This is a genomic window from Levilactobacillus senmaizukei DSM 21775 = NBRC 103853, from assembly GCF_001592085.1.
Classification (GTDB): domain Bacteria; phylum Bacillota; class Bacilli; order Lactobacillales; family Lactobacillaceae; genus Levilactobacillus; species Levilactobacillus senmaizukei.
Window position 1 is genome coordinate 35,699 of the sequence record NZ_BCWD01000006.1, and the last position, 23,000, is coordinate 58,698.

Below are 23,000 nucleotides of genomic sequence, written 5' to 3' on the forward strand. Positions count from 1 at the left end.
AGCTTGGCCGCCAATGAATTTTCAGAGAGCCATCGCGTTGTTGACCATGAGGTCGATGACACCAGACGGTTAACGCTAGCTCAATTAATTAATTTATTTGTACTGGTATCGGAAGACCAGAACGATAACCTGGGCCTTGGGGTGGACTTTGTGCAGTCCCATGGGGTTGGCTGGGTGGTGACTCAGTACCATTTCCAGGTGACCCGGATGCCGTTGGCGGGAGATACCGTTGTGGTTAAGACCAAGGCGACGGCCTTTAATAAGTATTTTGCCTACCGGGAATATTGGTTGTTTGCTGCCGATGGGACGACGTTAGCCTATGGTGAATCCATCTGGGTAGCCATGAGTTATGCCACCCGAAAGATTGCAACGATCCCGATGGAAATTATTGCGCCGTATGAAACGGCGCCCGTTAAACGCTTGCCACGGTTACCACGGCCAAGTCGATTTGACGAAACGCAAACGACTGAAACCAAGCCCTACCTAGTTCGCTACTTCGATATCGACGCTAATGGTCATGTGAACAATGCCCATTACTTTGACTGGATGTTGGATGCCTTACCAGCAGAGTTTCTACGGACACATCAACTCCGCGATTTTCAAATTCGATTTGAAAATGAGGTTCGTTATGGCGAAGCGGTTGCCAGTGTGGCTAGTCATACGGCCACGACTAGTCAACATCGAATTATGATGGGCGCTACCACGGCGGCCACGGCCAATGCCGCTTGGGCAATGCGTGAGCGTTAGAGTGGGATCTTTAGCGTGGTCAGCGTTACAATGATGAGAGATTTTGAAGGGGAATATTAAATATGAAGATTTTAGCAATTGAGTCATCTAACCGTCCCCTGAGTGTTGCCGTCTTAGAGGATCAAACAGTTCTGGCAGCGGTCACCGTGACGGTGCATCAAAAGCATGCCGAGTACCTGTTACCCGAAATCGAACGGTTGATGGGTATGGCGGGGATGCAACCCAGCGACTTGGATCGGGTGGTCGTTGCCGCTGGCCCCGGCTCGTACACCGGCATTCGTTTGGCGGTCACAACGGCGAAGACCTTGGCGGCAACGTTAGATATCGATTTAGTGGCCGTTTCTAGTTTGGCGACTTTAGCCGCCAATGTTCCCGTCGAAGGCGCGCTAGTTGCCCCCATGTTTGATGCTCGCAATCAGAATGTTTTTGCTGGGTTGTACCGAATCAAGCAGGGGCAGCCAGTGAGTGAGATTGCCGATGCCCATACGAGTGTGGCTGATTTTCTTTCCGAAGTGAAGGAGTATGGTGAACCAATCTGGTTCCTTGGTGATGCGGGTCATTTTGCGGAGAGCATTCAGACGACCGTTTCCGCGGCTACTCCCCAGGTTAGTCCGTGGCTTAACCTGCCACAGGCGGCGACCATTGGTCTCCTTGGTGCCACAATGACACCAGTTGCTGATGTCGACCACTTTGTCCCGAACTACTTACGCTTGACACAAGCCGAAGCAGATTGGCGGGCCAAGAATCCGGGAAGGGATGCTGAATCCTATGTTGAAAAAATTTAGAATCTGGTATCAGAGTATCTTTGGCGATCGTCAGGATGTGGTTCGTGAAGAGGCGTTGGATGTTAAGAATCAGCGTGTCGACATCAATGGGATTCCTTACTTTGTGGCGAAAGCGCTATTCACCGATATTCCAGAAATGATTGAGATCGAACGGGCCGTTTATTCTGGTCAGGCACCATGGGATGCCACCGCCTTTGCCAGTGAGCTTCGTCGTGAACGCGATCGACTTTACCTAGTGATTCGCAAGAATGATCAATTGCTTGCCTTTATTGGGTGTACCTTCGAGGAGCGGGAACGCGATGCCCATATCACGAATATCGCGGTAATTCCGGATTTTCAACGGCATGGGTTGGGGAAACACCTGATTCAAGTCATGATTAAACGGGCACAGCGCTTGGGTTATCAAAGTATGAGCCTCGAAGTCCGCATCTCCAATGTCAATGCCAAGCGGTTGTACCGGAGCCTGCAATTTGAACAGGCCGGCATTAAGCGCGGTTACTACTTTGGGGACCACGAGGACGCGGTTGACATGGTCTTGGATCTTAGTAAGGTCAGTCCGGCAGACGAGTAGGGTGGCCAGTGCCGCCCGTTTTTAATGAGACGACAGGGAGTAAGAGGAGTGAGTCCAACGAAAGACCGAAATTTAATTTTAGCATTTGAATCAAGTTGTGATGAGACTAGTGTGGCGGTCATCGAGGATGGCCACAAGATCTTGTCAAACATCGTGGCGACGCAGATCAAGAGTCATCAACGATTTGGTGGCGTGGTGCCAGAAGTTGCCAGTCGTCACCATATCGAAGAGGTCACACTGTGTATCAAGGATGCTCTGAGTGAAGCCGCTGTGACCTATGCGGACCTCGATGCCGTTGCTGTTACCTATGGTCCCGGTTTGGTGGGGGCCTTGCTTATTGGGGTAACGGCGGCTAAAACCGTGGCGTTTGCCCATGATTTGCCATTGATTCCAGTGAATCACATGGCGGGGCACATTTACGCGGCGCGCTACGTGGAACCCATCGAATTTCCGGCGATGGCCTTACTGGTCTCTGGGGGGCATACCGAGCTGGTTTATATGCCAGCCGAGAATGAGTTTGAAATTATCGGTGAGACTCGTGATGACGCTGCCGGTGAGGCCTATGATAAGGTTGGCCGGGTGATGGGCGTTAACTATCCGGCTGGCAAGACGGTCGATGAATGGGCGCATCAGGGGCACGATAGTTTTAAGTTTCCGCGGGCCATGGAAAAGGACGATAACTTTGACTTTAGCTTTAGTGGGTTAAAGAGTGCCTTCATTAACACAACCCATCATGCTGATCAAATTGGCGAAACGCTGAACAAGCAGGACTTGTCGGCCAGTTTCCAACAAGCCGTGGTAGATGTTTTGGCGGAAAAGACTCAGCGCGCCCTATCCGACTATCCGGTTAAGCAACTGATCCTGGCCGGTGGGGTTGCCGCCAACCTTGGTCTGCGGGAACGGTTGGAGCAAGACTTGCAACACAACCCGACGACTCACTTGGTCAAGGCACCGCTGAACTTGTGTGGCGATAATGCTGCCATGATTGGGGCATTTGCATACGTCGCTTACAAGCACGGGGTCTTTGCCGACGCGACTCTGAACGCCGATCCAAGCCTAGAATTTGACTGGCTGGCGAACTCGGTGAAGTAATTCTTATAGTGACAAATGATCAAAGGCCACCCGTTATTAATGGGTGGCCTTTATTGAATACTGTGATTAGGCTAGCAAGCTTGATGGCAAGGTCGGGGTGATCGCAGGTGGATTTTCTGGAATTGGTCTGGCCACACGGTTGTTAAGGGGCCGACTTAATGGGGGCACGGAATCGGTGGTGAGAAAGGGGTCGGCTGGCGCACCCGGCTGCAATCGGCAATATCATCATCTCTAGTCAGTCGAGGGGCGTCATTTCTCACCGGCACCACGATTAACGTCGATGACGGGTCCCATTGCCAAAATATTGATTAAAAAAACCACCGTGCTCGCTAGAGATGGTGGTTTTTTGATCGATTAGTCCGTGAAGTCTTCTAAGGCCAGACTCTTTTCGGTCCAGGATTCTTCGGTTTCATTTAGTTGATTCGTCACAGCGGTGAGTTCCTGTTGTAAGTCGGCTAGTTTATCGGCGTCGTTAAAGTTTTCCGGAGCGCTCATCTCGGTTTCAACCGCCGTTTTCTTGGCGTCGAGGTCATTCATCTGTTCCTCAAGCGCGTCGACTTGGCGGGAAAGTTTCCGTTTAGCTTTCTGTTGTTCCTTTTGCTGCTGGTAATCGACCTGGGTCTGTTTAGGCTGGTCAACGGTTGGATGGGCTGCTTCGGCCTCGGCGGCTTCCTGGGCAGCATAGGCAGCCTGTTCCGCCTTCTTGTCGACATAGTAGTCGTAGTTACCTAAATAGCGGGTGGTGCCGGTCGGCTCGAGCTCAACCACTTCGGTTGCGACCTGGTTAATGAAGTAGCGGTCATGGGAAACAAAAAGGATGGTCCCATCGAATTCATTCAGTGCGTTCTCCAAGACCTCGCGGCTGTCGATGTCCAAGTGGTTAGTCGGCTCGTCTAGCATTAGGAAATTATCATGGCGTAGGGCTAACTTGGTGAGGAGTAAGCGCGCCTTTTCACCCCCGCTGAGACTGTGCACAGCTTTATCCACATCGCTACCAGTGAAGAGAAAGCTCCCAAGAATTGACCGAATGTCGCCCTCGGGTGTGGTGGGATGATCATCCCAAAGTTCGTGCAACACCGTCTTTTTAGGGTGTAGGGTGGCTTGATCTTGGTCATAGTAGCCCGTATCAACGCCGGTGCCAAAGATAATCTGGCCCTGAATGGCCGGGAGTCGGCCAAGAATGGTCTTTAAGAGCGTGGACTTGCCAATTCCGTTGGGGCCCACGATAGCCACCGCCTGATGCTTTTTGATATCCAAATTGACAGGGGTGCAAAGGGTCTGCTGTTCATAACCGATGGCACCATTGACCACGTCCAAGACGATATTCCCGCTTTGACGATGGGGCCGAAAGGAGAAGCGGGCGACTTTTTCATCGCCCTCGGGTCGGTCGATCCGGTCCATCTTTTCCAATTGTTTTCGTCGGGCTTGGGCCCGCTTAGTCGTTGAGGCGCGAACGATGTTTTTATTCACAAAGTCTTCCAGCTTGGATATTTCGGTCTGTTGCTTGTCATATTCCTTCCATTCCCGCCGTAATCGCTCAGCCTTTGCATCGATGTAATGGGAATAGTTTCCCGGGTAGTGCACGAGGCCACCGTGGGCCATATCATACACGTCGTTGACCACGTGATCGAGGAAGTAGCGGTCATGAGAAACGACGAGGATGGCGCCAGGATAGCCTTGTAAGTAGCCTTCTAGCCAAGTTAACGTCTCCACGTCCAAGTGGTTGGTGGGTTCGTCCAGGATTAACAGGTCTGGGCGTTCCAGTAGTAGTTTGGCGAGGGCCAGCTGTGTTCGTTGACCACCAGACAGCTCGTTGATCGGTTTATCATAGTAGTTTTCATCGAATTCAAAACCGTGGAGTACTCCCCGAATTTCGGCTTGGTAGCCGTACCCGTTTTGGTCGCTGAAGTCTTGTTGTAGCTGGTCATAGGTTGCGGAGACCTGGTTAAATTGTTCTTGGTCTGCGATAATGTTGGGATCACTCATGCTGTTTTCCAATTCGTGCATGCGTTTCTCCATGGCTTGAAGTTTGGCAAAGACACTCATCATTTCTGCCCAGACCGTCTTAGTTGACGCCAGGCCAGCATTTTGGGCCTGATAGCCGAAGGTGAGCCCACGCTTGGTGGTAATCTGGCCTTCGTCGGGAGTTGTCTCACCCGCGATCATCTTGAGTAGGGTGGATTTTCCAGCCCCGTTGCGTCCCACTAGGGCGACCCGACCGTGCTCCGGCACGTCGAGACTCACGTTACTGAAGAGCACTGACGCCCCGAATCGGCGGGTCACCTGTTGTACTTGTAAAAGAATCACCGATCTGAACCTCCTTTAACTGTTGCTCAGAGTTATTAAGTCTATTTTAGCATATTCGCTGGGGAGACCGAAATTAGGAAATAATTGTGAAAAATATTTGCAAATTCTTTCACAAGAGGGGCGGTTATGCTATAATCTGTGAGGAAGTGGATTTCACAATCACGTGAACTTAAATTCATTAAGACGCTAATAAGTTAGAAGCAAAGCAGCTATTTTATATAGGAGGTATTATTTTTGACTGATCAGAAAATTCCCCGGGCGACAGCCAAGCGGTTGCCGATTTACTATCGCTACCTGAATATTTTACTGGATGCTGATAAGACCCGCGTTTCTTCAACGGAACTGTCCGATGCCGTTAAGGTCGATTCGGCCACGATTCGTCGTGATTTCTCGTACTTTGGTGCCCTGGGCAAGCGTGGCTATGGCTACGATGTTGAAAGCCTGGTCAAGTTCTTTAAGAAGATCTTGAATCAAGATCGCCTAACCAACGTTGGGTTGATCGGGGTGGGTAACCTGGGTCATGCGTTGTTAAACTTTAATTTTCATCAGGATGGTAATGTGCGAATCAGTGCGGCCTTCGATGTTAATGAAGAGTTGGCCAATACTATTCAGAGTGGCGTACCGATTTATCCAATGACGGATTTACGGAAGCAGTTGGAAGAACAGCAGATTCAAGTGGCTATCTTGACGGTACCGGCCGATGTGGCCCAAGAAGTCACGAATGACGCCGTTGCCGGCGGGGTCAAAGGAATCCTGAACTTTACCCCCCTTAGAATTACGGTCCCTAAGGATGTTCGGGTACAAAACGTTGACTTGACGAATGAATTACAAACGCTGATTTACTTCTTGGAACACTATAACCATAAAGATTAGGCAGCAGCTAGGCGGGGACTTGGGTCTCGGCCTTTTTATTTTGGTCAGGTGTTTGGCAGCAATTTGTTTGTCAAATTCCTTGATTTTTAAATCGAAAAACCATATATTAGATACTGTGATTAGCACTTATGTTAGTCAAGTGCTAACAGTGCTAAAAAGTAAGTTTATTGGAGGGATTCAAGTGTTAAAACCATTAGGAGACCGCGTCATTTTGGATCAACCAGAAGAAGAAGAAACCACGGTTGGTGGCATTGTTTTAGCAAGTAATGCCCAAGAAAAGCCTTCAACGGCTAATGTTGTGGCCGTTAGCGATGGCCGTGTGTTAGACAATGGCGATAAGGTAGCCCCAGCCGTTAAGGTTGGCGACAAGGTATTGTTCGACAAGTACGCCGGTACGGAAGTTAAGTATGCCGACAAGACTTACCTTGTTTTACACGAAAAGGATTTAGTCGCTGTTATTGACTAGGGACTTTCCCACTGATACGAAGTCAAAAAAATCTAGTATGAGGTGAAATTCAAAAATGGCTAAAGAATTGAAATTTTCTGAAGATGCCCGCAGCGAAATGTTAGCTGGGGTTGATAAGTTAGCTGACACAGTTAAAACAACCTTAGGGCCTAAGGGTCGCAACGTTGTGTTGGAACAGAGTTATGGTAATCCCACCATCACGAACGATGGGGTAACGATTGCTAAGTCAATCGAACTGGAAAACCACTTTGAAAACATGGGAGCCAAGTTGGTCTCCGAAGTTGCTTCCAAGACGAATGACATTGCTGGTGACGGGACCACGACGGCCACTGTCTTAACCCAAGCGATCGTTAATGAAGGCATGAAGAACGTGACCGCCGGCGCTAACCCTGTTGGGATCCGTCGTGGGATCGAAATGGCAACAAGTGCAGCTGTTGAAGCTTTGCACAAGATGTCCATTGACGTTAAGACGAAGGATGACATTGCCCAAATCGCTTCCATTTCTTCAGCAAGTAAGGACACCGGTAAGTTGATTGCCGATGCCATGGAAAAGGTTGGTAACGACGGGGTGATTACTATTGAAGAATCCCGTGGTGTTGATACCAGCTTAGACGTGGTTGAAGGGATGCAATTCGATCGCGGTTACATGTCACAATACATGGTTACCGATAACGATAAGATGGAAGCCAACCTCGACAACCCTTACATCTTGATTACTGACAAGAAGATTGGGAACATCCAAGACATCTTGCCATTGTTGCAATCCGTTGTTGAACAAAGTCGTTCACTCCTGATTATTGCTGATGATATCACTGGTGAAGCTTTGCCAACCTTGGTTTTGAACAAGATGCGTGGGACCTTCAACGTCGTTGCCGTCAAGGCACCTGGCTTTGGTGACCGTCGTAAGGCACAACTACAAGACATCGCCGTTCTGACCGGTGGGACGGTCATCACCGATGACTTAGGTCTTAACTTGAAGGACACGACGATTGACCAATTGGGTCAAGCCCAAAAGGTTAATGTCACGAAGGATAACACGACCGTTGTTGAAGGCGCTGGTTCTAAGGAACAAATCACGGACCGGGTTGCTGAAATCAAGGGTCAAATCGAAGAAACCACTTCTGACTTCGACAAGGACAAGCTGAAGGAACGTTTGGCTAAGTTAGCCGGCGGGGTTGCAGTTGTTCGTGTCGGTGCGGCTACTGAAACCGAATTGAAGGAACGTAAGTACCGGATTGAGGATGCCTTGAACGCTACGCGAGCCGCTGTTGAAGAAGGCTTCGTTGCTGGTGGTGGGACTGCCTTAATTAACGTCATTGGTGACGTGGCAAAGGTTGAAGCCGAAGGCGACGAATTGACCGGTGTTAACATCGTTCTCCGTGCCTTGGAAGAACCTGTTCGTCAAATTGCTCAAAACGCTGGGGTCGAAGGCTCTGTCGTCGTTGAACATTTGAAGGGTGAAAAGCCTGGTATTGGTTACAACGCTGCGGACAACAAGTATGAAGATATGGTTAAGGCCGGTATCACCGACCCAACTAAGGTTACTCGTTCTGCGCTGCAAAACGCTGCCTCCGTTTCTGCGCTATTATTAACGACGGAAGCCGTTGTGGCGGATAAGCCAGACGACAATCCTGCACCCGCTGCACCAGCTAACCCCGGAATGGGCGGCATGATGTAGTCAATGCGCCACATTTAAAATGAATTTAAAACAGCGACTCACTGCCAATGACAGTTTGGCAGTGAGTCGCTGTTTGTCTTTCCGAATAAAAAGTTGTTTCACCAGTCGGCAAAACAACTCGTTCAAGCTTTAAGGCTAGTCCTGACCGTCTTCAATGCTGTCGTGGCGTTCGGCCATTTCGACGAAGTCATCGAGCGTGGTCACCGGTGGGGTGAAGGGCTGCAGGTCGCCGTCTGCCACCTGTTGTTCGACCTTGTCGAGGAAGGTCTCGATATCATCATCTGGAGCAACGGCTAGGTCGCCATAGCCGTATTGCCACCATTTAAGGGCCATTAACCGTTCAATGATGGGTTCCGGAAACCGGTATTTAAGAATCTTTGCTGGCGATCCACCAACGATCGCATAGGGTGGGACGTCCTTCGTTACCAGGGCGCCGCCGGCCACAATGGCGCCGTCACCAATTGTCAGTGGCTTAGGGACAAAGCGAGCCTCGGCACCGATCCACACGTCGTTACCAATGACGAGAGGCCCGCCATTTGGTTCTGTGTTGGGTTTGTAGTCAACGGTGTTGCCAGAATCCTGTAAGTATTGCTGAAACGCCAAAGTGCTCCGGTCGTATGTCAACATGGAAGTCGTATACCGCTTTGTCGGGTGACTAAGCGGGAATCGATGCACACTGCTAGCGATGGAAGAGTAACGCCCAACAATGGTGTCTAGTGGCAGATTGCTGGCTGCCAGACTAAAGGCACCCATGCTAAAGAAGTGGTGGCCAGACAAGAACATGGTATAAGGTTCCGTTCGAAAAGTGTTTGATACCCGGACTTGTTGATAACGGCCGGGGTAACGGCTAGTCTGGTGGCCACGGGCAATCAGATAAATATGATGTTCTTTGAAGACCTTCTCGGCGATATCGGTGTAGGGAAACACGTGGTTTTGTACGACCGGTTTTGGATTCAGGCCGTCCTGAAAGAAAGTCACGCCATTAATAATAGTTGACATAGTGTCCCTCCTTGTTTATTTCCATCATACTATAATGTGTTCAGATGGTGGCCGAAAATGATTGAATTTTTGTAAAAAGTTTGGTGGGATATTTAATTGCTAAGTAAACGTTTTTAAGGTTTGCTAACTATTTGAGGTGTGGTAATGTGGGGGTAATTGTAGTAGAATTACGTCTGCATTCAGATTTCGATGAATGAAGGAGTTAAGCGGGCTGAGGCCCGTTTCATTATTTGTGGAGATAAGGAGAAAGTAGTCATGTGGCATTATTTAAAGCGGGTTTTGATTGGAAAACCCCTCAAGACTATGGACGAAGGTGGCCAGGCGCTGACCAAGTTTAAAGCATTAGCATTGTTATCGTCTGATGCCCTTTCATCCGTGGCATATGGTACTGAGCAAATCACCACAGTTCTTATTACCTTATCTGCAGCCGCCCTCATGTATCAATTGTGGGTCGCTGCGTTGGTTTTAATTCTGTTGTTTGCGATCACGCTTTCCTACCAACAAATTATTCACGCTTACCCCTCTGGAGGTGGCGCTTATGTGGTTGCCAGCAAGAACTGGGGACAATCTGCCGGTTTAGTTGCCGGGGGGTCCTTGTTGGTCGATTACATGTTGACGGTGGCTGTTTCAACGACGTCAGGGACTGAGGCCATCACTTCGGCCATTCCAGCTCTGTATCCGTATTCAGTTTTGATTTCAATCTTAATTGTGATTGGCATCATGTTGTTGAATTTACGGGGGATGCGGGAATCGGCGTCGTTTTTGACGGTGCCAGTTTATCTCTTTATCGGAATGATTATTGTCATGGTTGGGATGGGGCTTTACAACATCACGACCGGCAATATTACCTATCATGCCGCAGCGCCAATGAATGGTAGCGTGCAGGGGATGACCTTGTTACTATTCTTCCGGGCATTCTCGTCGGGGTCTTCCTCATTGACTGGGGTTGAAGCCATCAGTAATGCCGTGCCTAACTTTAAGGAGCCCAAGCGGCACAACGCGGCAGCGACTTTGGCGATTATGGCGGCTATCTTGGCGGTCTTCTTCGCCGGGATCACCTATCTGAGTTACTACATGGGCATTCGTCCCGAGAGTAGTCAAACGGTCTTGTCACAAATTGCGTCCGGGGTCTTTGGCCACGGCGTGCTCTATTACCTGTTGCAACTGTCGACGGCCATGATCTTGGCTGTGGCAGCTAACACAGGTTTTTCCGCCTTTCCAATTCTGGCGTACAACTTGGCAAAGGATAAGTTTTTGCCACATGCGTACCTTGATCGCGGGGACCGGCTGGGTTATTCCAACGGCATTATCTCGTTAGCGGTTGGAGCGATCGTGTTGATCTTTATCTTCCATGGTCAAACAACGCTGTTAATCCCACTGTATGCGATTGGGGTGTTTGTCCCATTCGTGCTTTCTCAATCCGGGATGATTATTCACTGGTTCCGCGAACGTGAGGGCTTCTGGGCTGGTAAGGCCTTTATCAACTTAATTGGGGCATTGATTTCATTGGGTTTGGTCATCCTCTTATTGTGGCAACATTTCAGCAATGTTTGGCCATATCTGATCATCATGCCACTGGTCTTGCGGCTGTTCTACCGTATCAAACATCATTACCGTAACGTTGCCCGGCAATTGCGGGTGGCAGAAAAGGCTAAGGCCGATATTCACAGTTATGACGGGGCAACTGTCATCGTCCTGGTTAGCAACATTACTCGGGTGACGACCGGCGCCATCAACTATGCACAATCGATTGGTGATTACGTGATTGCCATGCATGTGTCCTTCGATGAGAATCCAGAGAAGGAACACAAGACGGCTCAGGAATTTAAGGCGGAGTTTCCAGACATTCGGTTCGTGGATATTCATTCCTCTTATCGGTCCATCGCCACGCCAACCCTACGCTTCTGTGACGTGATTGCCAAACGGGCGGCTGAGCGTAATTTCACCACGACGGTTCTGGTTCCACAATTCGTGCCACGGCATCCTTGGCAGAATGTTTTGCATAACCAGACAGCATTGCGGTTACGAGCAATTTTGAACTCACGGGAAAACATCATCGTGTCTACTTACAATTATCACTTAAAAGACTAATTAAAAAAATGGCCTCCACAATCATCTGATTGCGGAGGCCATTTTAAGTTATCATGACTGAATTTTAAATTAACGTAAGCCCATCATAGTGGCAAATGGTGGAACCACGATATCAACGACGATGGAAATAATTACCACGGCGATGGACGCCATTGACCCTTGAATGGAACCTAATTGAAGAGCCTTAGCGGATCCAACCGTGTGGCCGGCGGTCCCAAGACCTAACCCGGCACCGATAGGATCGTTGTTGATCCGGAAGAACTTAACCAGCCAGTCACCCAACGCGTAAATAATGACGGCGTTTAAGATGCAGGCCATAGCCGTTACAGCGGCGTTCCCACCGATGGCTGTGGCGATTGGCATGGCAATCGCAGTCGTTGCGGCTTGTGGCAACATGGAAGCAATTCCCACCTTGTCCAGGCCAAACAACTTGGCGGCGTAGTAAATAATGAATAGAGAAATAACTAACCCAATAATAAGTGCCAAGACAATTTCTAGCCAGAACCGCTTGACTACGTCATTCCGGCGATACAGTGGAATGGCAAAGGCGATCGTTGCGGGATTCAAGAACCAAAAGATGATATTCCCACCAGGAAGGTAGGCTGACTTGTAGAAGGTTGCGGTATCCGTGCCGAAGACTTTAGCCATCAGGTAGAGAATGAAGATCCCTAAGACCATCCCCACAAACAGTGGTTGAAAGAGGAAGAAACCTTTCCCAATCTTAAATAACCATTGACCGAACAGATACACAACTAATGAAAGAAAAATACCAAAGAGTGCATTACCAGCAGAAGCTCCAGCGGCGTTGGTGCCCAACGCATCGCCTAGCCACTTACCCCAGACAGCCATGTGCGGGGTCGCAGTTAAGATCATCATATGTCGTCATCCTTTTCTATTTATTGTTTGCGAATACGAGATGAGGTTAGTCATCGTCGTCGACGTCAACGTTACGGTGGAAGACATTCTTCCGAATCCGGATGAGCAAGGCAGCGGTGTAAGCAACCACAACCAACAGGACGATGGTAGCGATGAGCACAACAACAACGATTTGGACACCTTGAGTCTTAAGGATGTCCAGACTCGCGGCCAACTGGATCCCCGATGGCACAAACAGAAAAGCAATCAGACTGATCATGAAATCCCCAAACTTTTCCACATTCCGTAACTTCACGATATGAGAAGCCAAGAGAATGTATAGGAGGACTAATCCAATAACCGGCGTTGGTACTGGAAATGATGCCGGAAATAAGGGGGAAATTAAACTGGAAACAAATAAAATAGCAGCGAAAATCCCCATTTGAATTAGGATGGGAGAAGCGGGTTTTTCTTCAGCCGAATCAACCTTTTCAACATCTTTATTAGCAGCCAATAGAAAAATCTCCTTTCTAAAATCAAACCCAGGGTGACAAACAAGGAAAAATTTCACAAACTTAAAAGGACGATATCACCCGATAAAGGTTAATGTGAAACCTTTCTCAATACCTTAAATCCATTATATGGCTTATACAGTCTTTGCACAAGCTTAATCTGTGTTTTTTCGGTCTTCAGCTGCTTACTTGTGCACAAGTAATGATGATTAAATTGATAGTAAGCGCTTCCTATAACGTTTCTAATTGTGAACCGGTACACAGGATGCAATAAATTTGGCTTGTGAATTAATTAAGTGACTTAGACAAACCGGTTAGACCAGTTATAACCTTAAATTGCGGTTGTGTTTAATTTGGGAGATTTGTATAATTAGCAAAAGATACGTTAGGAAAGAAAGAGGACGCTCTATGAAATTTGAGATTATTGTTAGCTTATTTGCTACCATGATTATCTCCGCAGTCCTAACACCATTTGTGCGCCGGTTTGCGTTCCAAATTGGTGCGGTGGATAAGCCTAATCAGCGGCGGGTCAATAAGGTACCAATGCCGACCATTGGTGGTCTGGCAATTTTTATTGCATTTACCTTTTCAACCATGTTTTTACTTCGCGACCAGATGCCAACGCAACAGTTGTGGGGACTCTTTGGTGGTGAATGTATTATCGTGGCTGAAGGGATGCTCGACGACATCTTTGAGTTGACGCCGCGGCAGAAAATATTTGGACAGTTATTAGCCGCCTTGGAAGTTTACTTCGTGGCGGGTGTCCGCATGCGGTATCTAACGTTACCATTCATTGGTGCCTGGCACTTTGGGTGGTTGGCATTGCCCATTACACTCTTGTGGATTGTGGCAATCATCAACGCCATTAATCTGATCGACGGCCTTGATGGCTTGGCGACCGGGGTGTCGATCATTGCGCTGACGACTACAGGAATCACCGGGCTGTTTTTCCTAAATCTGGCTAATACCTGGGTGGCCATTATGATTTTTGCGTTGGTTGCCGCGATGGTTGGCTTTCTTCCATATAACTTCTTTCCGGCCCGAATTTACTTGGGGGACACGGGAGCTCAGTTCATTGGGTTTATGATTGCCTGTTTCTCGTTGTATGGGTTGAAGAACGTCACGTTTATCTCCGTTGTGATTCCCGTGATTATTCTGGGGGTCCCCATTACGGATACCGTTTATGCGATGATTCGGCGAATCCTAAACCGTCAGCCCATTTCTCATGCCGACAAGCATCATTTGCATCATCGGCTTATGCAACTTGGCCTGACTCACCGGCAAACGGTGCTCGTGATTTATGGGATTGCCTTAATCTTCTCCTTTATCTCACTGTTGTATCCGTTGTCGACCATTTGGGGATCGGTTCTGCTGACGATTGCCATTTTAGTTGGACTAGAGCTATTTGTGGAGGCCATTGGGCTCGTTGGGTCGGACCGGCAGCCGTTGCTTCACTGGATCAAACATATTGTTAAAAAGATGACTTCGAAAAACTCCGATTAACGAAAAGTTGCCCCAACAATTTAGTTGGGGCAACTTTTTTAGTCGTCGGAATGACGACTGGCATTGATTTCAACGGGAACCTCATGATAATCGATGTCGCCGATCACAATCGACAATCGATCGCTGAGTAGATTGGTCATAGCTGCTTGAACGGCGGTGACGTCGGCTAGGTCGGCGGCAATTGTCACGGCAACATTGGCGCCGTACGTTGTATCCAACACCGAAATTTTTTCATCGGTGAGAAAGTGACTGAGTCGATCAAAGTTTCCGTAGTCGACCGTTATCGTCAGGGCTTGCTGACGAACCAGTTTGACGACGCCGGTGGCTTCAATCCCGGTAGAGGTTGCATTACTGTAGGCCCGAATGAGGCCGCCAGCTCCCAGTTTAATACCCCCAAAATATCGCGTCACCACGGCAATCACATTGTGCAGGTGGTTACGTTGCAGCACGGTTAGGATGGGAACCCCGGCCGTCCCGGAAGGCTCACCATTGTCACTTTCACGCTGAATTTCGTCGTGTTCGCCAATCAGATACGCCCAACAATGGTGAGTGGCCTTGGATTCCCTGGCAGTAATGTTTGCAATAAAGGCCTTGGCGGCGGTCTCATCGGTGGCTCGACCGAGATCCGCGATGAAACGAGATTTTTTAATTTCTAGTTCATGGGTGCCATTGGTTCGGATGGTTAAATAGTCGGTTTCCATAAAAAAGCCTCTTTCTGTAGAAAAAATAACGATGCTCGCGCGGAGTTACCCTAGTTAGCAAAAATAAGGAGGGTAAATATGCTTAGCGAGAAGAGTTGGTTTGGCCGTCAAGTCCCGCAGCCATCGGAACACGGAGCGGGGCGTCCGGCGCTAGTGGCCTTAGGCCAAGGCTGGCAGTGTCAACGATGTCATCAGTGGACCCATTCAAATGATCGATTGCCCAATGGTAATGGCTATTGTCGACAGTGCCTACAAATGGGGCGATTAACGACTCAAGATAAATTATACACTATTCCCGAGCCTAATCGTTTTAGCCAGCAATCGACGCCAATCTTATCTTGGCTTGGGAGTTTGAGCCCCCAGCAACAGCAGGCCTCACGAGCCGTTCTACAATATTTACGGGCTCATCGGAATCATTTGTTGTGGGCCGTGACGGGAGCGGGGAAGACGGAAATTGCCTTTCCGGCACTGGCTTGGGCCTTGGCGCAGGGCTGGCGGGTCGCCTGGTGCTCACCACGGGTAGATGTCTGTCTTGAACTGGCACCACGCCTGCAACGAGCCTTTGCGACAACCTCACAAGCCATTCTGTATGGCGGTCAGACACGGCCCTATACCTATTCTCAATTAACCATTTGCACCACGCATCAACTGCTACGGTTCCAATCGGCTTTCGATTGGATCATCGTCGACGAGGTGGATGCTTTTCCCCTTCGGAGCAGCCCTATGCTGCAGTCAGCCGTTCGGTCCGCCCAGAAGCCCACTGGTAGCCAGCTGCTCCTAACGGCGACCCCCGGTCCAGACTTGCAGCGCCTAGTTCGGCGCCATGAGCTGGCCGTCACTTATGTTCCGCTTCGATACCACGGGGTGCTGTTACCACAGATCGACGTTCAAATAGTTTGGCATTGGCGACAGCGTCTTGAAAATGGTCGATTGCCCGCCAAGTTAACGCAGCAAGTACGGCGGTATTTGGCCGACCATCAGCCGTTTCTACTCTTCGTTCCCCATGTCGTCGATTTACAAGCAGTTCAAGCGGCCTTGGATCGGGCGGGTATCTTGGATGCAGTCACGGTGCATGCAGCCGATCCACGACGTCAAGAGAAGGTGCTGGCCATGCGTGAGCACCGGATCCCCTTTCTAGTTACTACCACGATTCTAGAACGGGGCGTGACCTTTGCGAATGTGGCCGTGATTATTTTTGGCGGGGATGACGAGGTGTTTTCGACCGCGGCTCTGGTTCAAATTGCTGGAAGAGTTGGGAGATCTGCCCAGTATCCGACTGGCGAGGTGACTTGTTACTGCCATTCACAAACTCGGGTGATTCAAGGGGCCCAACACATGATTGGGCAATTGAATCGGCAAGGTCGATTACTCGGCGGACGGATCAGCTGATGCGCTGTGTTTGGTGTCATCGAGTACTGGGCCAGTCACTGTCGTTGGCGGAGATCTGGCGATTGGGTCCATTGACCAGCACACCGGTTTGTGAGAGGTGCCTGCAGAGTTTTCAAAGAATAACGTCTGATCATTGCCCGCAATGTGGTCGCCAGCAACGTGACCAAACACGCTGCCGTGACTGTGATCGTTGGGGGACTAACCAGTTAAACAATCGAGCAGTTTATCAGTATGATGCCAGCTTCAAGGCCTATATGCAGCAATATAAGTTTCAAGGTGACTACGCGTTGCGGCGGGTCTTCCAGGAAGTGTTGACGCAGGTCCTCTTAGATTGTGAGTATGATATCTTGGTGCCGATCCCGGTTGATTTGGCGACCTGGCAAAACCGGGGCTTTAATCAGGTCACGGCCTGGTTAACTGATCAGCCCTATTTTCAAGCGCTCACAGTTAAAGCCCATCATAAGTCTCAACCTCAGTCAGCCAAGAGTCGGGCGGAACGATTGCGGACGTCCCAGCCCTTTCAGTTGGTAGAAAAAGCGGCCCCACTGTTAGCCGGCCAACGCGTTTTATTACTCGATGACGTGTACACCACCGGTCGGACCTTGCGACATGCCGCGGCTGAAATTATTTTAGGGGGCGCGAAAGCGGTTACTAGCCTGACATTAGCCCGATAAACTTCAATAAAAATCATTAGATTAATTGTTTATGAGAAGGCTTTCCATTATAATATTAGTAAGCAAAGCATATTAGAAGAGTGGTCCTTCTAATGCTGAGCAAGCCAAGTGATTTCTTGGCTGAAGGGAGAGAAGTTTTATGCTCACATTTAATATTCGTGGTGAAAACATCGAAGTTACTGACGCAATACGGGATTACGTCGAAAAGCGTATCAGCAAGTTAGAGAAATATTTCGATAACAACGTTGAGGCAATTGCGCATATTAACCTGAAGGTCTACCAAAATAAGACCGCTAAGGTTGAAGTAACAATCCCACTCCCATACTTGACATTACGGGCAGAGGAAACCTCCCCAGACTTATATGCCAGTGTTGACTTGGTAACGGATAAGCTGGAACGGCAAATTCGCAAATACAAGACCAAGGTCAACCGTAAGTCGCGGGAAAAGGGTTACAAGAACCTTGACTTCTCAACTGACGATGCTGCTGACAAAGATTCAGCAGACGATGGCAAGTTAGAAGTTGTTCGGACCAAGCGCGTTTCATTGAAGCCAATGGACAATGAAGAAGCTGTTCTCCAAATGGACATGTTAGGCCACGACTTCTTTATTTATGAAGATGCCGAAACTAATGGCATTAGCATTGTTTATCGGCGGAATGATGGTCGTTATGGTTTAATCGAAGCCGACGGTAATGATCGTTAATTCAACAATTGAGGGTGTCGCAGTGATGCGACGCCTTTTTTTATTGAACTGGCGCCAAAGGAAGCGCTTTACGCTGAACGGCTTATGTGGAATAGTTTCATCTCGGCTGGGATAGTGGTAAACTGTAGGTTGAATTATCGCAAATAAATGGGTAACTTTAAAATAGACTTACTAAATGTACTGAAGGGAATTCTCACATGCCAAATATTTTGAAACGATGGGTCGAAAGTGATCGCCGAACTTTACGACGCCTCAGTAAATTAGCGGATCAGGTTGGTTCTTACGCTGATCAATATGAACAGCTCTCAGACGACGACCTGAAGGCGAAAACGCCTGAGTTTAAACAGCGTTATCAAGCTGGCGAAACTTTAGACGACCTTTTGCCTGAAGCCTTTGCGGCCATTCGTGAGGGTGCTCGGCGGGTTCTGGGTCTCTATCCATTCCACGTCCAAATCATGGGTGGGATTGTCCTCCACGAAGGGAACATTTCTGAAATGAAAACCGGTGAAGGGAAGACCTTGACCGCGACCATGCCCGTGTACCTGAATGCCATTGCCGGCAAAGGGGTTCACGTGGTTACGGTTAACGAATACCTCTCTGCTCGGGATGCTACCGAAATGGGCGAACTTTACAACTGGATGGGATTGACCGTTGGGTTAAACTCTGCCGAAAAATCGCCTGAAGAAAAGCGAGAAGCTTACAATGCCGATATCACTTATTCCACCAACGGGGAAATCGGGTTTGATTACCTGCGGGATAACATGGTCGTCTACAAAGAAGACATGGTGCAACGGCCATTAAACTTTGCAATTGTCGACGAAGTGGACTCTATCTTAATTGATGAGGCTCGGACCCCATTGATCATTTCTGGTCAATCTGAAGGAACCAGCGCGCTTTATCGTCGAGTTGATCGGTTTGCTAAAACCTTACACGACAACGATGACTTCAAGATTGACTTGGAATCTAAGACGGTTGCCTTAACCGACACTGGGATTGAAAAGGCTGAAAAGTACTTCAACCTGGATAACTTATATGATACCGATAATACCGCCTTGACCCATCATATGGACCAAGCCTTGCGGGCAAACTTTATTATGTTGCGGGACAAGGATTACGTGGTGCAAGATGGTGAAGTCTTGATCGTTGATTCCTTTACTGGTCGGGTTATGGATGGTCGGCGTTATTCCGATGGCTTGCATCAAGCGATTGAGGCCAAGGAAGGCGTTGAGATTCAGGAAGAAACTAAGACCATGGCCAACATCACTTATCAAAACTTGTTCCGGATGTACAAGAAGCTTGCCGGGATGACTGGTACGGCCAAGACTGAATCCGAAGAATTCCGTGAAATTTACAACATGGAAGTTATTTCTGTGCCCACGAACAAGCCAGTTGTGCGGGTTGACCAACCTGACCTACTGTACCCAACGTTGGAATCTAAATTCAACGCGGTTGTTCGTGAAATCAAGGAACTCCATGAAAAGGGTCAGCCTATGTTAATTGGGACCGTTGCCGTGGAAACTTCTGAATACCTGTCACAACGTTTAGATGAAGAACAAATTCCTCACGTGGTCTTGAATGCCAAGAATCATGCCAAGGAAGCTGATATCATCCAAAACGCCGGTCAACGTGGTGCCGTGACGATCGCCACCAACATGGCTGGGCGGGGGACCGACATTAAGTTGGGACCTGGCGTGGTTGAAATCGGTGGCCTCGCAGTTATTGGGACCGAACGACACGAATCGCGGCGGATTGATAACCAACTTCGTGGACGTTCCGGTCGTCAAGGGGATCCTGGTATGACGCAGTTCTACCTGTCCTTGGAAGATGACCTGATGCGGCGGTTTGGTTCCGACCGGGTTAAGAGCTTCCTGGAACGGATGAACGTTGATGGTGAAGATGCCGTTATCCGTAGCAAGATGATTACCAAGCAAGTTGAATCGGCTCAAAAACGGGTTGAAGGGAACAACTACGACTCGCGTAAGAACGTCTTGCAATACGATGATGTTATGCGGCAACAACGGGACGTTATCTACGGCGAACGGAATGAAGTCATTAATCAGGACAAGTCCCTGAAGTGGGTCTTAATGCCAATGATTAAACGGACCGTTGACCGAGTGGTCGATCTCCATACGCAGGGCGATCAAAAGGACTGGGATCTGGATACGTTACTTGACTTCGGAATCTCTGCCATGGTTTCCCCTGAAAAGATTAGCTTGGATGACTTGAAGAACAAGTCGGCCGACGAAATTAAGGCATTTTTCATGGACTTGGCGGCAGATGTCTATGACGAGAAGGAAAAGCAGCTCTACGATCCAGCACAAATGCTGGAATTCGAAAAGGTTGTGCTGTTACGTGTGGTCGATTCCCATTGGACTGATCACATCGATGCCATGGACCAATTGCGCCAATCAATTGGCTTGCGTGGTTACGGCCAATTGAACCCATTGGTTGAATATCAACAGGAAGGTTTCCGGATGTTTGGGGAAATGATTTCTGATATTGATTACGACACCACGCGGTTGTTCATGAAGTCTGAAATTCGACAAAACATTACCCGATAAGCGGGCACGAGTCAACGAGGCGGGAAGTCATTCCAGCCTCGTTTTCTTCTAAAAAACAAAAAGGAGCCAATACCATGGAATTAAGTGATGCAAAACGCGAAATTGCGGCCATGCGTGATCAACTGACCGGCTTTAGGAGGTCACTTTGACTTTGATGCCTTAAACGAAAGCATCAGTGTCAATGAGGCCCAGATGGCTGATCCCGGCTTTTGGGATGATGCCGCTAAGGCACAGCGATTAATCGATGAAACCAATGAGATGAAGAAAAAAGTCGACGAATTTCAACATCTGACGGACCAGGTGGCGGATTTGGATGTGGCCGTGTCATTGCTGCAAGAAGAGGCCGACCCGGATATGCAGGCGGAATTTGAACAAAGTTTTACGGCAACTACGGCTAGCCTACGGCAGTATCGACTCAATCTGCTGTTGAATCAGCGGTATGACCGCAACAACGCGATCTTAGAAATTCATCCTGGGGCTGGGGGTACGGAATCTCAGGATTGGGGTGACATGCTCATGCGGATGTATTCCCGTTGGGCAGATCAACATAACTTCAAGGTCACCGTCTTGGACTATCAACCGGGAGATGTAGCCGGCTTGAGTAGTGCCACGTTGTTGATTTCTGGGCATAACGCTTACGGTTACCTGCGTTCCGAAAAGGGCGTTCACCGGTTAGTCCGAATTTCGCCATTTGATTCTGCCGGTCGGCGGCACACCTCATTCGCCTCGGTTGATGTTTTACCCGAGCTAGATGATACGGTGGATGTCGAGATTAATCCCGCAGACCTCAAGGTTGACGTCTATCGGGCGTCCGGGGCCGGGGGGCAACACGTTAACAAGACATCTTCAGCGGTCCGCATCACTCATTTGCCGACGGGGATTGTGACCCAGAGTCAGGCGCAGCGGTCACAATTGCAGAACCGGCAGACGGCATTAGCGATGTTGCGAGCTAAGCTGTATGAACGTGAAGAAGAGAAAAAGGCTGCCGAGAAGGCCAAGTTGGAAGGCGACCAGATGGACATTGGCTGGGGATCGCAGATTCGCTCCTATGTTTTCCATCCCTATACGATGGTTAAGGATCACCGAACCAACTACGAAACTGGGAATGGTCAGGCGGTCATGGATGGTGATTTGGACCCCTTCATCGATGCTTATCTTCAGTGGCAATTGAGTCAAAAGAATCCAGATTAAACCGTCGCGTGATGTTTGTTCGTTAAGCGGACCAATGCCAGTGACTATTACAATAATGGTTGTGAGGGTAACACGAATGTCGTGTTACCCTTTTTTATTTCATGATATACTGGGAACAGTATTTTCAAGGAAGGTGTCGATTGGATGCGGACATTTATAACGGTGGGAAGCTTTGTGCTTCAACCGGTGGTTTGGCTAGTGGTTCTGCGACTGTGGTTAACGAGTCGAGCACGAATCAAACACGAACGCCATGACTTTGGTAGTGCGGTTTATAGTGATCATTATGAATTACGTCACTTATTGACGCAGGGGATCGGCTTAGGATTGGGCCTGGCCGTCTTAAACCTATGCGTGGGATTCAGTCTGCCGCTAGTGTGGATTGTGATTTATGAAATTTTAACACTGATAACTTTGATTATTTTACCCACAACGGTGTTGCCCTTGACGCTGATAGTCGTCAGTACCGGGCTCACATTGGTGGCAAAGGCATACATAACCCAATGGCCAGACCTGCAGCCAACGGGCCTGAGTTGGCACTTGGTCGGCAACCAAAACTTTTTTTGGCTGGTACTGATGGTCTTCTTGTTGTTGGGTCACTGGCTAGCTAACTACGGGGGCCGTTTCAATAGTCCGCGAATTTATGCCAAACAGCGGGGTAAGCGGATTGCCGGTTACCCATGGCGAGAGTTCCTGGCTATTCCCATGGTGACCCTGGTGCCGGGTGATTGGTTCAGCAGTCACTGGGCCTTTTGGCCGGTCTTCAATATTCAAGGTCATTCCTTTGCAATTTTAATTATTCCTTTGATTTTGGGACTGCGGTTTACCGTGTTTCGGCAGATTCCTCAGGCGGTTTACCGGCGTCTAGGGAAGCGGATGCTACCATTGGCCGGACTGGCAATTATTGGCTTGGCGTGGATGTATTTCCGACCCCAAGATTTGATCATTGGGTTAGTCGTCTTGTTGGTTGGTTACGGACTGATCCTATGGCAAGCAAAACGTTATGACGCCCGTCAGCCATTCTGGTATTCTCAAGTGGATAACGGGGTTCGGGTCCTAGCGATTCGCCCGCAGACACCGGCCGTTAAGCTTGAATTGGCGCCGGGAGATATTATTCTAGAATGTAATCAGCAACCGGTGACTAGTGAAACCAGTTTCTATGAGGCCCTCTTACGCAACCCTACCTATTGTCATTTGCGGGTACGGGATGTAGCCGGGGAACTCAAGGTAACTGAAACCGCTATTTACTCGGGAGCACCACACGAAATTGGGATCGTGTTATTCAGAGATCAGGAGGGGTAATCA

At 48.9% G+C, this 23,000-nt stretch carries 20 protein-coding genes; 15 read left to right on the forward strand and 5 right to left on the reverse strand.

Translation table 11 applies throughout. From position 1 onward, the window contains the following. Positions 1 to 3 precede the first annotated feature (3 nt). The 4 genes from LSE01S_RS03470 (at position 4) to tsaD (ending at position 3,195) form a co-directional block, all read left to right on the forward strand. Positions 4 to 747, forward strand: coding sequence for an acyl-[acyl-carrier-protein] thioesterase (locus LSE01S_RS03470; protein WP_061776237.1), 744 nt, complete (start codon positions 4 to 6; stop codon positions 745 to 747). A 62-nt stretch (positions 748 to 809) separates the two neighbouring features. Then, positions 810 to 1,532 (forward strand): tRNA (adenosine(37)-N6)-threonylcarbamoyltransferase complex dimerization subunit type 1 TsaB, encoded by a 723-nt coding sequence (gene tsaB, locus LSE01S_RS03475; RefSeq protein WP_061776238.1) that lies wholly within the window; start codon positions 810 to 812, stop codon positions 1,530 to 1,532. Continuing rightward, the gene (gene rimI / locus LSE01S_RS03480) at positions 1,516 to 2,103 is read left to right on the forward strand and encodes a ribosomal protein S18-alanine N-acetyltransferase (RefSeq protein ID WP_061776239.1); all 588 of its coding nucleotides are present in this window, start codon (positions 1,516 to 1,518) and stop codon (positions 2,101 to 2,103) included. Before tsaB ends, rimI begins: the two co-directional genes overlap by 17 nt. Before the next feature lie 24 nt (positions 2,104 to 2,127). After that, positions 2,128 to 3,195: a tRNA (adenosine(37)-N6)-threonylcarbamoyltransferase complex transferase subunit TsaD gene (tsaD, locus tag LSE01S_RS03485; protein WP_061776240.1), complete on the forward strand. Its 1,068-nt coding sequence runs from the start codon at positions 2,128 to 2,130 to the stop codon at positions 3,193 to 3,195. Between the two features lie 354 nt (positions 3,196 to 3,549). Here the strand turns inward: tsaD and LSE01S_RS03490 are convergent, their stop codons facing one another. Next, positions 3,550 to 5,502, reverse strand: coding sequence for an ABC-F family ATP-binding cassette domain-containing protein (locus LSE01S_RS03490; protein ID WP_061776241.1), 1,953 nt, complete (start codon positions 5,500 to 5,502; stop codon positions 3,550 to 3,552). A gap of 234 nt (positions 5,503 to 5,736) precedes the next feature. Between LSE01S_RS03490 and LSE01S_RS03495 the strand changes: the two genes are divergently transcribed. The 3 genes from LSE01S_RS03495 (at position 5,737) to groL (ending at position 8,519) form a co-directional block, all read left to right on the forward strand. Beyond that, positions 5,737 to 6,375: a redox-sensing transcriptional repressor Rex gene (locus LSE01S_RS03495; protein WP_061776242.1), complete on the forward strand. Its 639-nt coding sequence runs from the start codon at positions 5,737 to 5,739 to the stop codon at positions 6,373 to 6,375. A 181-nt stretch (positions 6,376 to 6,556) separates the two neighbouring features. Further along, positions 6,557 to 6,841 (forward strand): co-chaperone GroES, encoded by a 285-nt coding sequence (groES, locus tag LSE01S_RS03500; RefSeq protein WP_061776243.1) that lies wholly within the window; start codon positions 6,557 to 6,559, stop codon positions 6,839 to 6,841. 55 nt (positions 6,842 to 6,896) lie between these two features. Further along, positions 6,897 to 8,519: a chaperonin GroEL gene (groL, locus tag LSE01S_RS03505; protein ID WP_061776244.1), complete on the forward strand. Its 1,623-nt coding sequence runs from the start codon at positions 6,897 to 6,899 to the stop codon at positions 8,517 to 8,519. Between the two features lie 135 nt (positions 8,520 to 8,654). Here groL and LSE01S_RS03510 read toward each other — a convergent pair whose 3' ends face one another. Then, positions 8,655 to 9,518 carry a CatB-related O-acetyltransferase gene (locus LSE01S_RS03510; protein ID WP_201782279.1) on the reverse strand — a complete coding sequence of 288 codons (864 nt, stop codon included), beginning with the start codon at positions 9,516 to 9,518 and terminating at the stop codon, positions 8,655 to 8,657. Between the two features lie 255 nt (positions 9,519 to 9,773). Between LSE01S_RS03510 and kimA the strand changes: the two genes are divergently transcribed. Further along, positions 9,774 to 11,609, forward strand: coding sequence for a potassium transporter KimA (gene kimA, locus LSE01S_RS03515; protein WP_061776245.1), 1,836 nt, complete (start codon positions 9,774 to 9,776; stop codon positions 11,607 to 11,609). Positions 11,610 to 11,678: 69 nt separating this feature from the next. Here the strand turns inward: kimA and lrgB are convergent, their stop codons facing one another. Next, complete coding sequence (gene lrgB, locus LSE01S_RS03520; RefSeq protein ID WP_061776246.1) at positions 11,679 to 12,485, reverse strand: antiholin-like protein LrgB; 807 nt, start codon at positions 12,483 to 12,485, stop codon at positions 11,679 to 11,681. A gap of 46 nt (positions 12,486 to 12,531) precedes the next feature. Then, on the reverse strand, positions 12,532 to 12,906 hold the full coding sequence (locus LSE01S_RS03525; protein ID WP_061776306.1) for a CidA/LrgA family protein: 375 nt from the start codon (positions 12,904 to 12,906) through the stop codon (positions 12,532 to 12,534). Positions 12,907 to 13,384: 478 nt separating this feature from the next. On the opposite strand from LSE01S_RS03525, the gene LSE01S_RS03530 reads away from it, so the two are divergent. Further along, positions 13,385 to 14,479 (forward strand): glycosyltransferase family 4 protein, encoded by a 1,095-nt coding sequence (locus LSE01S_RS03530; protein ID WP_061776247.1) that lies wholly within the window; start codon positions 13,385 to 13,387, stop codon positions 14,477 to 14,479. 38 nt (positions 14,480 to 14,517) lie between these two features. On the opposite strand, the gene LSE01S_RS03535 is transcribed toward LSE01S_RS03530, so the two are convergent. Then, positions 14,518 to 15,180, reverse strand: a complete 663-nt coding sequence (locus LSE01S_RS03535; RefSeq protein WP_061776248.1) for a YigZ family protein — start codon at positions 15,178 to 15,180, stop codon at positions 14,518 to 14,520. Between the two features lie 78 nt (positions 15,181 to 15,258). On the opposite strand from LSE01S_RS03535, the gene LSE01S_RS03540 reads away from it, so the two are divergent. The 6 genes from LSE01S_RS03540 (at position 15,259) to LSE01S_RS03565 (ending at position 22,997) form a co-directional block, all read left to right on the forward strand. Then, on the forward strand, positions 15,259 to 16,569 hold the full coding sequence (locus LSE01S_RS03540; RefSeq protein ID WP_061776249.1) for an ATP-dependent helicase ComFA: 1,311 nt from the start codon (positions 15,259 to 15,261) through the stop codon (positions 16,567 to 16,569). Between the two features lie 254 nt (positions 16,570 to 16,823). Then, positions 16,824 to 17,243 carry a ComF family protein gene (locus LSE01S_RS11115; protein ID WP_235808296.1) on the forward strand — a complete coding sequence of 140 codons (420 nt, stop codon included), beginning with the start codon at positions 16,824 to 16,826 and terminating at the stop codon, positions 17,241 to 17,243. 139 nt (positions 17,244 to 17,382) lie between these two features. Continuing rightward, positions 17,383 to 17,946, forward strand: coding sequence for a ribosome hibernation-promoting factor, HPF/YfiA family (hpf, locus tag LSE01S_RS03550; RefSeq protein WP_061776251.1), 564 nt, complete (start codon positions 17,383 to 17,385; stop codon positions 17,944 to 17,946). A gap of 197 nt (positions 17,947 to 18,143) precedes the next feature. Next, positions 18,144 to 20,507: a preprotein translocase subunit SecA gene (gene secA / locus LSE01S_RS03555; protein WP_061776252.1), complete on the forward strand. Its 2,364-nt coding sequence runs from the start codon at positions 18,144 to 18,146 to the stop codon at positions 20,505 to 20,507. Between the two features lie 74 nt (positions 20,508 to 20,581). After that, a protein-coding gene (prfB, locus tag LSE01S_RS03560; RefSeq protein WP_156470462.1) for a peptide chain release factor 2 occupies positions 20,582 to 21,698 on the forward strand; the annotation gives its coding sequence in 2 pieces (ribosomal slippage) (positions 20,582 to 20,653 and positions 20,655 to 21,698; 1,116 coding nt in all). 144 nt (positions 21,699 to 21,842) lie between these two features. Then, on the forward strand, positions 21,843 to 22,997 hold the full coding sequence (locus LSE01S_RS03565) for a PDZ domain-containing protein (protein WP_061776254.1): 1,155 nt from the start codon (positions 21,843 to 21,845) through the stop codon (positions 22,995 to 22,997). Positions 22,998 to 23,000 lie beyond the last annotated feature (3 nt).

Bases quoted from the DNA above. Each gene is read 5' to 3' on its own strand.
- tsaB (WP_061776238.1), top strand. From the start codon at position 810: ATGAAGATTTTAGCAATTGAGTCATCTAACCGTCCCCTGAGTGTTGCC.
- rimI (WP_061776239.1), top strand. From the start codon at position 1,516: ATGTTGAAAAAATTTAGAATCTGGTATCAGAGTATCTTTGGCGATCGT.
- tsaD (WP_061776240.1), top strand. From the start codon at position 2,128: ATGAGACGACAGGGAGTAAGAGGAGTGAGTCCAACGAAAGACCGAAAT.
- groL (WP_061776244.1), top strand. From the start codon at position 6,897: ATGGCTAAAGAATTGAAATTTTCTGAAGATGCCCGCAGCGAAATGTTA.
- LSE01S_RS03510 (WP_201782279.1), bottom strand. From the start codon at position 9,518: ATGTCAACTATTATTAATGGCGTGACTTTCTTTCAGGACGGCCTGAAT.
- kimA (WP_061776245.1), top strand. From the start codon at position 9,774: ATGTGGCATTATTTAAAGCGGGTTTTGATTGGAAAACCCCTCAAGACT.
- lrgB (WP_061776246.1), bottom strand. From the start codon at position 12,485: ATGATGATCTTAACTGCGACCCCGCACATGGCTGTCTGGGGTAAGTGG.
- LSE01S_RS03525 (WP_061776306.1), bottom strand. From the start codon at position 12,906: ATGGGGATTTTCGCTGCTATTTTATTTGTTTCCAGTTTAATTTCCCCC.
- LSE01S_RS03530 (WP_061776247.1), top strand. From the start codon at position 13,385: ATGAAATTTGAGATTATTGTTAGCTTATTTGCTACCATGATTATCTCC.
- LSE01S_RS03535 (WP_061776248.1), bottom strand. From the start codon at position 15,180: ATGGAAACCGACTATTTAACCATCCGAACCAATGGCACCCATGAACTA.
- LSE01S_RS03540 (WP_061776249.1), top strand. From the start codon at position 15,259: ATGCTTAGCGAGAAGAGTTGGTTTGGCCGTCAAGTCCCGCAGCCATCG.
- LSE01S_RS11115 (WP_235808296.1), top strand. From the start codon at position 16,824: ATGCAGCAATATAAGTTTCAAGGTGACTACGCGTTGCGGCGGGTCTTC.
- hpf (WP_061776251.1), top strand. From the start codon at position 17,383: ATGCTCACATTTAATATTCGTGGTGAAAACATCGAAGTTACTGACGCA.
- secA (WP_061776252.1), top strand. From the start codon at position 18,144: ATGCCAAATATTTTGAAACGATGGGTCGAAAGTGATCGCCGAACTTTA.
- LSE01S_RS03565 (WP_061776254.1), top strand. From the start codon at position 21,843: ATGCGGACATTTATAACGGTGGGAAGCTTTGTGCTTCAACCGGTGGTT.